At 36.3% G+C, this 14,529-nt stretch carries 7 protein-coding genes; 1 reads left to right on the forward strand and 6 read right to left on the reverse strand.

Features of this window, described 5'->3' with window-relative positions; all coding sequences use genetic code 11:
* Positions 1-3 precede the first annotated feature (3 nt).
* The 6 genes from KYG33_RS12965 to KYG33_RS12990 all read right to left on the reverse strand — a co-directional run bounded on the left by KYG33_RS12965 (position 4) and on the right by KYG33_RS12990 (position 10,675).
* Positions 4-1,074, reverse strand: coding sequence for a formimidoylglutamase (locus tag KYG33_RS12965; RefSeq protein WP_077419562.1), 1,071 nt, complete (start codon positions 1,072-1,074; stop codon positions 4-6).
* Between the two features lie 226 nt (positions 1,075-1,300).
* Complete coding sequence (locus KYG33_RS12970; RefSeq protein WP_219071873.1) at positions 1,301-1,675, reverse strand: hypothetical protein; 375 nt, start codon at positions 1,673-1,675, stop codon at positions 1,301-1,303.
* 378 nt (positions 1,676-2,053) lie between these two features.
* On the reverse strand, positions 2,054-4,630 hold the full coding sequence (gene topA, locus KYG33_RS12975) for a type I DNA topoisomerase (RefSeq protein WP_219071874.1): 2,577 nt from the start codon (positions 4,628-4,630) through the stop codon (positions 2,054-2,056).
* 277 nt (positions 4,631-4,907) lie between these two features.
* Entirely contained in the window at positions 4,908-8,321 is a 3,414-nt protein-coding gene (locus KYG33_RS12980; protein ID WP_219071875.1) for a T9SS type A sorting domain-containing protein, read from the reverse strand.
* 205 nt (positions 8,322-8,526) lie between these two features.
* Positions 8,527-9,666 (reverse strand): EpsG family protein, encoded by a 1,140-nt coding sequence (locus KYG33_RS12985; protein WP_228408921.1) that lies wholly within the window; start codon positions 9,664-9,666, stop codon positions 8,527-8,529.
* A 10-nt stretch (positions 9,667-9,676) separates the two neighbouring features.
* Positions 9,677-10,675, reverse strand: coding sequence for a hypothetical protein (locus tag KYG33_RS12990; RefSeq protein ID WP_180564736.1), 999 nt, complete (start codon positions 10,673-10,675; stop codon positions 9,677-9,679).
* Positions 10,676-10,867: 192 nt separating this feature from the next.
* Between KYG33_RS12990 and KYG33_RS12995 the strand changes: the two genes are divergently transcribed.
* On the forward strand, positions 10,868-14,521 hold the full coding sequence (locus tag KYG33_RS12995; RefSeq protein ID WP_219071876.1) for an MMPL family transporter: 3,654 nt from the start codon (positions 10,868-10,870) through the stop codon (positions 14,519-14,521).
* The last annotated feature ends 8 nt before the right edge of the window (positions 14,522-14,529 follow it).

Genomic DNA, 14,529 nt, shown 5'->3' on the forward strand with positions numbered 1-14,529 from the left:
ACATTAAATTTTCGTCAGTCTTGCATTCAGCCAGCCTTTTTTAGCTTCATCAAAATCCTTTCTGGAACATGGAATGCAGTTTTCTATATTTTCATCATCGCCAAAATACCACAAATTACTGAAAGTATCACGCTTGAAAGCATATTGCCTGTCATCTATCAAAACATAGAACAGTTCATAATGCCTTTCTTTCGGATGGGAATGCTGAATATTGATTCCTTCAATCAGATACCATAACATTTGTGCTAAAAGCTGGTGGTTCAACTGGTTTTCTGAATAAATATTATAATTAAAAATCCCAACAGATTTCAGATTTTCACTTAATCCGATTTCTTTCATGTAGGCACAGATCTCTCTTCTGTTGAGTCCATTGACCTGTGGATTCATAGAAAAAGGTTCGCTGAAGCTTTCCACAGCATCACAATTTACGGTCACCAGATCTGCTTTTCTGAAGAAAGGTTCTGTTTTTTCTGTAGAATTCATCATTTCAGCGAGACGGATAATATCAAACTCTACTTCTTTGATCAGTCTTACAGAATCCATTTCATTCAAATGCTTCTGATATCCTAAATGGTGGTAATTTTTAATAGAGAAATTCTTGGCTCCGAAAATTTTGCCTAGAAAAGTATGTTCATTGATTGTTTCACCCTGTTGAAGGGAAATAATATTACTGATTTGGGTATAATTGATATTTTTCTGATGAAAATTCAAAGCAGAAAATAATGAGAACGCAAAATCATTGGATCCACCCACAATCACCGGAATTGCTCTTTTGTAATGACATGCCGACAGTACTTCCTGCAAAATATAATGGGTATCCTGAACAGATTTTCCAGATACCAGATCCCCGAGATCTACAACAGGAATTTCAAAATCCATCTGCGAAAGTTTATAAAACTCGTTCCTCACTGCTGTAAAATCCTGCACTTCTGCATCTCCGCCCACACCTCTGTAATCAGACACAAACAAAAGAACAATACTGTCTTCTCTGATATCTTTTGTAATCCGATTTCCTATCTGCCAGCTTTCTGTTTTGAAATTTCTTGGTGAAATGATAAAGTCTTCGAAATCCATATTTTAATTTGAATGTAATAATTGATTAATTGCTTGATATAACAAACATACAAAAAACATGGGAACTGAGCAGAATGTGGTATATTTTGTTCATAAAAAAGCCCTCAACATCTTTTAATAGCTTTATATTTTCGCCAACCTTATTTTTCATCAACCTTATAAAAACAAATCCGCCTCACATATTGTATGAGGCGGACTTTTTTATTATAATTCGTATGTTAACTAATTAGCACTTTCCGAATGATTGGCTGATAATTGTTATTCCGCCTATAATAATTGTAACTCTGATTCCTGTTGGAATTCCCCAGGTAGTACATATAGATAAACAAGCCTGACCAGCTGTTCCATTAGGAATACTTAAGGGTATACTGAAACAGTACTTCCCAAAACCTAATGGTAAGTTGATACAAACTTTGTTGTTCTCAACAGTAATTGAGATACACTCTGCTGTTACAAGAAGATAACCTGCACTGGCATTGGCAAGGCTTAAGTCTGTGTCTGCTCCTGATGAACGAAGATTTGCCTGACTGTCTTCGTGTGATCTTTTTGCCGCTTCTAATGCGTTCGAGATAGCTTCTTTGCTAAAATTAAATTCTGACATGATTTGATAGTTTTGTTTTTCTTACTCGTTTGGCTTTTCAGAATCCGCCTCGTTTTTAAAGTGGTTCCTGAACTCCACCGTCTGTAATATTACGATGTAAATCTATAGAATTAAAACACTGAATATCAAAGTATTAGTACTGAATTTTTCATTTGCGTATTTATACTTAAAGCTAAGTAATAAGCGTGTACAGATATTAATTCTCAATACAGAGAAATTTATTTAGTTATTATCTTGTTATAATTTTTGCATTTTTTGAAGTGATTATAAATGAAAAAACACAAGTTAAAAACTCATGTCATCACTTATTATCTTACTTTATAAAAACAGAAAAAGCACAGACCAAAATCTGTGCTTTCATATTTTAATAAAGACTATTTATTTCTTAGCTGCAGGTTTCTTGGCCGCAGGTTTTTTAGCTGTTGTAGCTGCCTTCTTAGTTGTGGCTGCTTTTTTAACTGCAGGTTTTTTCTTTTCTGCAAAAGCTTTAGGATCCTGATCTGTAATCCATTTTTTAACCTCATCTAAAGAAAGCTCTTTCAACTCATCTGCTTCATATTTTGTATCATCTGCTTTCTTCGGAATTTTGAACATTGCCTTTCCGAATTTGATGAAAGGTCCCCATCTTCCGTTTTCAATGGAAATTTTTTCTTTTTCCCACTGCTGGATATATCGGTTGGCTTCTTTTTCAAGCTTGGCATCAATTAATTCATTGATATCGCTTTGAGAAAGATTTTCAAAGTCATATTTTTTTGGAACATTTACGAAAATAGCTTTGTATTTGATAAATGGCCCGAATCTTCCTGTTCCTTTCGTTACCGGTTCACCTTTATAGGTGGCAATTGGAGCATCAGCAATTTTCTTTTCATTGATGATTTCTTCTGCACGTTTCTGATCTACAGAAAGAGGATCTTCTCCTTTTGGAATGCTGATATAAGTTTCTCCCCATTTCACGTAAGGTCCAAATCTACCAACCCCTACAGAAACCGGCTGTCCATCAACTTCACTTAAATCGAAAGGAAGTTTGAATAGTTCTAATGCCTCTTCAAAAGTAATGGTAGCAATATTCTGACCTGTCATTAATGAAGCAAAAATTGGTTTCTCTTCATCATCAGTTTCTCCGATCTGGATCATCGCTCCAAATCTTCCGATTCTTGCATGAACATTTTTACCAGTTTTCGGATCTACCCCTAATAGTCTGTCTCCTGTTGCACGGTCTGCATTTTCTTCTACATCTTCGATTCTCGGGTGGAATTTTGAGTAGAAATTCGTCATCATTTCTTTCCATTTCTGGTCACCACTTGCAATTTCGTCAAAACTTTCTTCTACCCTTGCCGTGAAACCGTAGTCAAGAATTTCTCTAAAGTTATCAGTCAGGAAATCATTTACCACTTCACCTATATCTGTGGGTAAGAATTTATTTTTATCACCTCCGAATTTCTCTTCAAGAACTACTTTTTTGATTTTATCCTTGGCTAAAGACATTTTGATCACTTCACGGGTATGCGGCTCGATTTCCCTCTTATCCACATATTCTCTGTTCTGAATCGTCTGAATTGTCGGAGCATAAGTAGATGGTCTTCCAATCCCTAATTCTTCAAGCTTTCTCACCAATCCGGCTTCGGTATATCTTGCACTTGGTCTTGTGAATTTTTCAGTAGCGGTAATAGTTTTATAGTTCAATACCTCTCCTACACTTACTTTTGGCAGTAACTTATCATTGTTTTCCTCATCTTCATCTTCTGTCTTCACAATACCATAAGCTTTCAGGAAACCATCAAATATGATCACCTCTCCCTGTGCTTCAAAATGATGGCGTAATGATGCATTCCCGATTTCGATCACAGTCTTTTCAATTTTCGCATTGGCCATCTGAGAAGCCAGTGTTCTTCTGTATATGAGTTGGTATAGCTTATTCAGCTGTGCATCTCCTATACTTTTCACTCCAAAATCCGTAGGACGGATTGCTTCGTGAGCTTCCTGTGCGGAAGCAGATTTTGTAGTATAATTTCTTGGAGAAGAATATTCTGCTCCATATTCTGATGTAATTTGTTTTTTAGCTCCTTCAATTGCTTCCTGAGAAAGGTTTACGGAATCTGTTCTCATATAGGTAATGTATCCTTCTTCATACAGCCTTTGTGCCATACGCATGGTATTGGTTACATTATACCCAAGTCTTGAGGAAGCCTCCTGCTGTAATGTGGAGGTTGTAAATGGAGCTGAAGCAGAACGGGTACCCGGCTTGGTTTCAACATTCAGAACTTTAAATTCTGTAGTTTTTGCCTGCTCAAGAAATTTTTCTGCATCTTCTTCTTTTTCGAAGTCTTTTTTCAGTTTGGCAGCTATTTCCTGCTCTGTTTTATTTAAAAAAATTCCGTCAAGTTTAAAACTTGCTTTTGGTTTAAACTCACGAATCTCCTTTTCTCTTTCAACAATTAATCGTACTGCTACAGATTGTACTCTTCCGGCAGATAATCCAGGTTTTACTTTCTTCCATAAAACGGGTGACATTTCAAAACCTACAATTCTGTCCAGCACTCTTCTTGCCTGCTGGGCATTTACTAAGTTCTGATCTATATCTCTCGGATTGTCGATTGCTTTTAGAATGGCGTTTTTGGTAATCTCATGGAATACAATTCTTTTTCTGTTTTCAGGCTTCAATTTCAGCTCATCCGCAAGGTGCCATGCAATAGCCTCTCCTTCGCGGTCCTCATCGGAAGCGAGCCATACCATATCGGCTTTCTTTACTGCAGCCTTTAATTCGGTTACCAATTTCTTCTTGTCTGCGGAAACTTCGTAATCAGGACTGAATGTAGTAAGGTCTATCCCCATTCCTTTTTTAGGAAGGTCCCGGATATGCCCGAAACTGGATTTCACTTCAAAATCCTTTCCTAAATATTTTTGAATAGTTTTTGCTTTTGCCGGGGACTCTACGATTACTAAATTTTTCGACATTCTAACTAAAAATTTTTGCAAAAGTAAAGCTTTTTTATTATATACTTTTTGTAAAACGGGTTTAATTTAACAATCCAGATGGTTTATACCCCTTTTCAGCACCCATTTTTTAAAGATTCAAGCCCTTTGTAGTATAGGTTTTAGAGAGTTATATAGTTATCAACATTTTATGATATAGAATTTTTCATCAACCATCATAGATGTAAAAGATATGCTTACCTATAAAAAAGCAGAACAAGGGATCTCATTCCGCTTTTTAAATCCTCATTTCCGGAATTTATCGTTTTATAATTTTGACAACTGCTTCCGAATTATTTATTCTTATCAAATACACTCCTGCATTCAAAGATGACAGGTCCGTCTGATTATTTATAAACTGGCCAGACTTCACAATCTGCCCCAAAGCATTAAAAATCTGAAAATGATATTCTTTGTTTTCCGAAGCCTTGATATACAAAATATTGGAAACCGGGCTTGGGTATAGAATAATCTTATTGTCCGTCATTTTAAATTCTGCATTAGCAGTACTCAAAGTTGAGCCATTAGAGACTACTGTGATTCTGGAAGCAGGTCCTTCTTCATTGCCGTTTGCGTCATATTCTATTTTTACACATCGGCACCCCACACCAAAATATGGATCATTATTATCATGAAAAACCATCATCCTGTTGGTAGTAGAAGCTGCATCAAAAAGTACATTAACAGGTCTTCCCAAATAATTTGAATTTAAAGCTGCTGTCCATACAGCAGGGTATTGAAAATTGAGAATATTAAAGGTTCCTTGTGATGTCTGATTGGCAATTACACTTCTGAAACCTCTTGATCCGGAATCAGGGTAGTTTCCTAAAGGATATGCAGGATTATTAAAGATATATCCTACGGTGGCATTGGCAGAATTTCTCACTCTGGTTCCTAAATAATCAGTGGCTATATTATATGATGTAGCTATGTTTTTGTCTTTTTTATACCATGGAGTCTGTCCGAAATCACTCCCCGAAACCAAAGCAACATTCATCAGATCGGGAATTCGCCAGCCTTCCGGGCAAGGATCGAAAGGAGATTTCTCTCCTCCTCTTCCCCATCTGTCAGGAGCCAGGTTTGGTTCTGTTGCCAGCCAGTCAGTTCCGTTAGTATAGTTGGGTGTTGCGCTGTTATAAGGAGCAAACGTACTTGGAATCATATATACCAAAGGATTTTTAACGGAATAAGACAGTATCTTGGAAATCTTTTCTACCGGCTTATCTGTACTCTGCACATTGGATGCAGCAGCGTAGGTATTGTAAGGCACTATATAACTACCGGAAAGATTGTTATAATCAGCTGAAGTAAGCACAGCATAGGATACTGTTCCATTTGCAGCAGCAGTTCCTAAAGAAATATTGTAGAAATTTCTGTTATCTGCATTTTGGAATGCAGGAATAGGATCTTTTCTTCCCCATTGATAGTGCAATCCCGTAGAAGCACGTATCTTCAGCAGCTCTTCGGCGGTGGGTGCAAGAGGATTTGCAACATTAGGAAAAGCATCTGTTGCCCCAAGATTACGATCCATGAAAGTGGTCTGCAATATCACATCCGCTTTGTTCACATAATTCACATAATTCGCTACTACTTCAGGAGATTCTGTAGTATAGGTGTAAGACTGTATAGGAGAATCCGTAACCCAGATATGCCAACTCCAATATACAGGAGCTGATATACTGCCGTTATGTAGAGTCACCACGGCATTTCCACTCTGATCAGGAGCTATTTCTACCTCTATTTTTGAGTTAGCAATACCCTGCAGTGAAGAAGGCGACGGATTTACTATTGAAATTTTACTGATAAGACCGATATTCGTAGTCCAGAGAACATTTCCTTTTAAATTATTAAAACTGGAAGAGTTTAATATCTCAGGATTATTCAACAATTGACTTTGTACTGAAAATGCTTTACTCACTGGAATTTCAATGACAGCAGCTGCCCCGCTTTTAACAATCTGGTAGGTATTCGGGTTATCAATCCCTTCTTTATATTCTGTAGCAGCAGGCAGATATTCTGTAGGAAAATCATAATCATTGACGAGATATAAAGGGTCTTTTATACATCTGCATCCGTTCGCATCTGAAGTATACATTACTGACATAGGAAAGTAATAATAACGTCCTTTAATATTAGGATAATTAGCATCCGGAATATCAGGCTGCGTTTTATCCGGAATCATAGAAAGCCCTCTAACGGTAACTGCCGGAGAAGCATCGAACTGCCGGGCCATGGTAGCTGTCCACAATGCAATATGATGCTGATCGCTGTACTGCCCCAAATGAGCTCCTCTGATAAGCTGTCCATTTCCGGGAAAGATTCCCATATTGTACCCTCCAACAGCAGAAAGATCAAAACCAAGATTAGGATACACCTTAAATCCTGTCATAAATGCGGGAATTCCGGCATTGGTAGGTTTTATAATATGGTATTTATTGGTCTCAAAAACATTTTTCGCCATATTGGTTTTTACGCCGAAAGGTGAAAAATCTATTCTGATATCATCAATATAGGATCCGGAGGCAAGATTCGCCACCAGCATAGAGGGTATTCGCCATCCGTTGGGACAAGGATCATAAGAAGACTTATCCCGATAAGGTTTTGCTTTGTCATCGGTATTGTAAACAGCTTCTATTTTTCCCTGTGCATTATCAGACCAAAGGTTAAGCTCTGAAAGCCGGTTATTAGGCAAGGTTGTAGATTTCCCAAACCAATTGACAGGCAGATTGACATTATTATTGTAGTAAGCCTGACCGGAATTGTCCTCTTTATTGACATAGATAAGACTCAGCGGATTTTTTACAGAAAGTCTTAAGTTATTGGTAACCTCTGCTCCGGAAAGTAACACGAATTTCCTAAGATCATCAATACTTACAGCATTGGTCATATTTTTTGCTCCTCTATGTCTGACTCTTCCTATGGATCCCGAAGCTTCATAGAAATCATTCCCTCTGGTAACCAATGGCGGAATTGGGTCTTTTCGCCCCCACTGGTAAAGAAGTCCTATACTTTTGTTCCAGTCTGACACGGTGATGGAGCTTGTAAGTGCACCCAAATTCCTGTCCATCCATTTCCAATCTGTATCCGGAATCACTTCTGTTGTGCCATCTGACTTCATCCTTTTAATAGTATTGAAACTTCGATAAACCGTTCCATTTGTAGGATCATCAGTAACCCAGATATGCCAGCTCCAATAGATTTCTCCATTTACCTTAAAGGCAACCACGGCATTTCCTTTTTTTGTTTTATTGACAGGAACTTTGATCTTCGCATCCTGACCTGTCCCTGTTATTTCGAGAGCATAATTTACCCCTGATTTTATCAGACCATGAACATCTTCCCACAGTACATCTGCCGTTACAGCTCCTGCCGGAATGCCATTTCCGTTGAGATAGCCGCCTCCTTCCCACATAGCATATGCTTTCTTTACGGGAACCAGCAAGCCTTCACTATTCTGACTAGGGTCAAAGATGTAGCTGTTAGGAGCTTTTTTCCAATCCGGGAGTAATAATTTTGCCCTTTCACGCACCGGTCTGGTGAGTGAGTCTATATTATGAGTACTCAATACATCATGCTCAACTAAGGGAAGATATCCTCTAACATTACCTTTAGAACAAATTCCCAACGATATCAGGCAGATAGCTGCCGCTAATTTTCCAACTAACCTTTTCATATCTTATGGATTTGAGTGTTATCAAAATACAATTTTTAAGCCCTCATCAACAAAAATAGATTTATTTTATAAATAAAAATAAAATATTTATATTATGTTATTAATAACATAATTAAAAACCTTATAAACAGTACAAATCCAAACAATCACTTTATATAAAAAAAGACAGCTAAAAAGCTGCCTTTATATTTTTACTTCCAAAATACTATGGAAGGATATGGTTTTTGTAACGTTCTATTGAAAATCGTCCCGCCTTGATATTATTAAAGAGAGAGAAGACAACAAAATTGAAGACAACGAGTGAGATAATAAATGCATAAATCATGTTCTTGGTCCTTGCAGAAACAACATACATGGCATTTGGAATAATGATATATGAGAACCCAATGAATGCTCCTGCAAGCCTCGATGAGAAAATAGGGTTATTTCTAAAGATAAAATACATGCAAATTCCAGCCACTGCATAGTTTCTATGGTATTCATAATAAGGGTACAGCTCTTTCATCTTAGTATCAAAAACAAAAAGAAAGAAAGTCAGGATCGCCATCATTACTTCAGGAATACCGACACCACCGTTCAATCGCTGTACCGTTTCATCCATATATCCGTTGAAGCCTTCTACAAGCGTACTATTCGAGGCCATCCCATCCAAGAGTCCCCCAAAACTTCTGTATATTTCAAACGGAGACAGGAAGACAGAGCCAATGATCATAACCAGCATCACTGTTTTGTTCAGTGGAACGCGGGCCAGCCAATACATTGGCAGGAATAAATAACAGACACTATGGATACCTGATCCTATAAATATGAAAAATAAGTAATGCCAGAATTTCCGTTCTTTGATATACCGTATCGCAAAGTAAACGATAAAGGTCCCCAGATTTTGTCTGATCTGCCCACTTTCCCCAATAAAAAAGTTGGGGATAAACATAAAAAGGGTAAAGGTAAATGGATAAAATGTATTGTCTTCTGTATATTCTACTTTAAAGATCATCGCAAAAATAGCAATGACCAGCGTCAACATATAAAAAGGGGCGTTAAAAAAATTGAGGAGTATTTTATTAATCAATGTATACAGCCATTCTACATCCAGATTTTCAGATCCTTCCATATGGAGCATCTTCATAAAGATACTGTAATAGCTTTTGGTATCAGAGTAAATATAAATCCCTTTGTAACTTCCATAGTCAGGACCTACCTCATTTCTAAGACCGGCAATAAGAATGAAATAAACAGCAAGGAACCAGAACCATTTTTTATCAACTTTTTTTCCATACACCTCCTGAATACTGAAGAACAGCATATAGACAATTGCAATAATATAATATGGATGTAGTAAACTCATGTTAAATCTCTTATGTTTTTTTAAACTGATGATATGCTGCGATAATTCCCGTTAGAACTAAAGGCAGAAAAAGTCTCACCTCCCAAAAAAGGCCCACTAAAGTGATCATAATGAGGTAAGGAATTGAAAAGAAAAAATATTTTCCAAAAATGTTCCTGTTTTCTTCATCAGTACAAAGTCTGTATATAAAGTAAATCACAATGACGGCAAAAATCAATCCCGCAAGATTGAAAGGACTGGAAAAGTTCCTGTTGATGTAAAAGCCTTCTACAAATGTAGTTTCATCCTGAATAAGCAGTGCTCTTAATCCCAGATAAGGAACAAGAAAAGCTATAACCAGAGGTATTATTTTCCAGATCACCTGATAATTTCCTTTTTTCAACTCGGCAATATTGAAAAATATGGCGGCAAAAAAAGCGATATTCAGGCAGGCAGTCTCTCTTACCAATGTGGAGATTCCGATAAGACCAATGAGAATAAAAAAGAAGATATTTTTCCCGGTATCTAAATATTTTAATGTTAAAAATACGCCGGCCAGATAGCAGAAAAGTGCAATAGTATCACAATTTGTCGGTGCATACTGAGTAATTACGATAAAAAAAACAGACAAAAGATGGATAATTCTTCTTGCATTAAGATTGAGCAGAAGACCTGTGGACTTCATTTTAAATACGGCATTTAAGATCAGGGAACATCCAATAAAAAAAACACTATTCATCAGGAAAAGCCCATGATAGAACGGCGTTCCGTTTTTGGACAAAAAATCTTTAAAGAAAGAAAAAGGACCATTGATCAGATCATACATCAGATCTGTCATCTGCACACTCAGGTAATTGGGAATCACCCTGTAGGCGTATACCGAGGAAAATAAGAAGTCGGGAGTTGTTTCTGATGTTTTCAGTCTCGTATAGGAAGATTCAAATCCATAATAAGACATAGCAAACAGCAGAAGCGGAAGTACTATTACAAATAGAAATCCGTTTATTTTTTCATCATTTCTTTTCAACATATCTAAAACAGATTCTTATTTTTTAATAATAATTGTGATTTAAAATACATTTTTTTAAAGGGGAACTTTTGCAAAAGTAGAATATTTTTTCATTCTTCCTAGAATATTTTATTGATTTTCAGACAAAACTTATCTCTAACTATTTTGAACTAATGCTTAAAAAATTAAATTTGCAGACTTGATTCACATGCAATGCATCGTTTTTTTATATTTTTATATTATCTGATTTCCAGAAATAAAATCCTATCTGTACTTACAGCCTTAGGAATTGCTGTTTTATGCTTATTTTTTGCATCAAAGATCAATTTTGAGGAAGATATCAATCAGATCATTCCTAAAAATGAAAAATCTGATCTTACAGCAAAAGTTCTTAAGCAGCTTAATTTTTCAGATAAAATTATTGTTATTATAGAGAATAAATCTGGTGAAGACAGCTTCCAGCTTTCCGAAACGGCAGATACTTTTTTGCAGAAGATAGAGCCTTTACAAAAGTATATAGGTTCTGTTCAGGGCAAAGTGAATGATAATGAGATTTCGGAAACATTTGATTTCGTAAGCCAAAACTTACCCTTATTTCTTAATGAAAATGATTACAGGGAAATAGACCGTAAACTTCAGAAAGACAGCATTGCCAAGCAGGTAGAGAATAATTATATATCACTGGTTTCCCCAACAAGTCTTGTTACTAAGGAATTTATAAAAAAAGATCCTCTAGGACTTACTTTTTTAGGAATTAAAAAATTAAATGCCTTAAACATCAGCAAAGATTTCAAGCTTGAAGACAGTTATATTGTCACCAAAGACGGCAAAAACCTGTTACTTTTTATTGATCCAAAGAATAAAAGTAATGACACGAAAGCCAATGAAGTTTTTGTAGACCAACTCAACTCAATAAAAGATGGTCTTAATAAACAGTTCAAGGGAAAAACAGAAACCAGTTATTTTGGTTCTCCGGTGATTGCTGTGGCGAATGCTAAACAGATCAAAAAAGACATTCAGAATACAGTAGTTATTTCTATGACAGTACTTCTGGTGCTTCTGATCTATTATTTCAGGAATTTCTTTACGCCTATCATTGTCTTTTTACCAACAGTATTCTCTGTACTTCTAGCCTTACTTGTTCTTTATTTTATTAAAGACAAAATTTCAGCCATTTCATTAAGTGTAGGAGCTATTCTGATCGGAATTACAATAGATTACGCCCTGCATATTCTTACCCATTACAAGCACAACAATAATATTGAAGAGCTTTATAAAGAAATCACCCAGCCTATTATATTAAGCAGCGCGACGACAGCTGTCTCATTCCTGTGTCTGGTTTTTGTACGCTCTGAAGCTTTGAAAGACCTGGGGATTTTCGCTGCTATCACCGTCATTCTCTCTTCAGTTTCAGCATTGATTATCGTTCCTCAGCTGTATAAACCCAAAGAAAAAGGAGAAAACCATAATACGAATTTCATCGACAAGATAGGATCTTATCCTTATGAGAAAAACAAACCTTTGATTATAGGGTGTTCTATCATCATTCTTGCCTGCCTTTTCGGATTCAGGCATGTAGGTTTTAATGAAGATATTGGTGATCTTAATTATATTCCAAAAGATCTGAAAATCAGTGAAGCCAAATTACAGAAGCTCTCGGATATTACTTCAAAATCTATTTATACGATTTCTTATGGAAATTCTGAAGAGGAGGCATTAACCCGTAATTCTGAGTTAAGCAGCTTCCTTGAAAAAGAGAAAAAAGAAGGTAAGATATTAAGTTACAATTCTATCGGAAATATTGTTCTTTCAGAAAAAGACCAGCAAAAAAAGATTGAGAAATGGAACAGCTTCTGGAATGATTCTAAGAAAAATCAGACTATTTCTGAACTGGTCAGTAATGGAAACAAATTTGGGTTCAATGGTTCAGCTTTTGACAGCTTCAATGAAGCTCTGCATAAAAACTATACTGCATTAAACCTGAAAGACTATGAAAAGGTAAAGGCTCTTCAGATCTCAGAATTCATGAGCAGCGAAAATGGTTTTTACACCGTTTCCAATGTAGTAAAAGTGGATGAAAAGAAAAGAGATGCTTTCATTAAAGATATTGAAAAGAAACATGATACTCTTGCGATTGACCGCCAGCAGATGAACGAAAATTTCCTCGGCTTGCTGAAGAGAGACTTCAATACGCTGATCAATTATTCTCTTTTAGCAATTGTTCTGACAATTATTGTATTCTTCAGAAATCTTGAACTCACCATTCTTACCATGTTCCCGATTGTTTTAACGGGTGTTGTAACCGCTGGAATTCTTTATTTCTTAGGATTGGAATTAAATATTTTCAGTACCGTAGTCTGTACACTGGTATTTGGAGTTGGGGATGATTTCAGTATTTTCCTGACCCAGGCGATGCAAAAAGAGCATACAACAGGCAAAAATGAATTACCTACCTACAGAACGTCCATTATTCTTGCTGTTTTCACCACCATTCTTTCGATTGGCTCCCTGATCTTTGCCAAGCATCCTGCGCTGCATTCTTTAGCATTAGTTGCCCTGATCGGAATGTTCTCCGTGATTATCATCACTTCTACCCTATATCCTTTCTGGTTCAGATTATTCATTACCAACCGGGCAAAGAAAGGTCTGTCGCCTATTACGCTCAGGTTATTTTTACGGGCTATATTTTCATTTTTATATTACGGATTGGGTGGATTGATATTTTCAGCTTTCGGAAGTTTATTTATTAAAAACTCCAAGGGAAGAACGTTAGATATTATCAAATTAATTCTCGCTAAGTTTTTGACATCAGTACTTTATTTAACCCCTTTTGTAAAGAAAAGAGTGATTAAAAATCCGTCAGAAGACTTCAGCAAACCGGCTGTCATCATTGCCAATCACACGTCTTTCTTAGATACGCTGGCGATTGCAATGGCTACCCACAAAATCATCTATCTGGTCAATGACTGGGTATATGAATCTCCCGTTTTTGGAAAACTGGTAAAAGCACTTGGCTTTTATCCCGTTTCACAGGGAATTGAAAATGGAATGGATAAGCTGAAAGAAAAAATTGCACAGGGATATTCTTTGGTTGTTTTCCCTGAAGCAGAACGTTCTTATACCAATGATGTCAAAAGATTCCATAAAGGAGCATTCTACCTTGCTGAGCAATTTGGTCTGGATGTTCTTCCACTTTACATCCACGGAAATTCCGAAGTATTACCGAAAGGAGATTTCATTATCTATGACGGAAGTATTACCGTAAAAGTAGGCAACAGAATAAGTAAAGACGATATGAGCTTCGGCAAAAACTATTCTGAAAGAACAAAGAAGATCAATGCTTATTTCAGAGAAGAGTTTGCAACACTGAGAGAAGAGATTGAGGATGAGAATTATTTTAAAAAGAAACTGTTCCTGAGCTACCTTTATAAAGACAGTGAAGTGGTAAATGAAGTAAAAGAAGACTTCAACACCAAAAAATCAGTATATTTCGAACTGAATAAGCATATTTCCAATGAAGCCAATATCCTTCACATGGCAGATGACTTCGGACAGAAAGATGTATTATTGACTTTATATCAGGCCAGCCGAAGAATTTTTTCTCTGATACAAAGTGATGAAAAAAGAGCAATTGCTGCGCACAGCTATCTGGTAAAAAGAAGAAAGATACAGTATATAAAAGACCTTTCGGAAGTGTCTAAAAAGATTGATGTTCTTTTGATCTCCCATGATCATTTCAGCTTCAATGAGATTCAGGTTCTTCCCGAGACCATTATTTTTGTCGACACAAAGAATGCTTCGTTTGAAAACGATAATTATACACTGGAATTTAGTTCTGAATCATTAAAAGTATTTAAAACTAAATAATAAATATG

This window comes from Chryseobacterium sp. D764 (genome assembly GCF_019317325.1).
Taxonomy (GTDB): domain Bacteria; phylum Bacteroidota; class Bacteroidia; order Flavobacteriales; family Weeksellaceae; genus Chryseobacterium.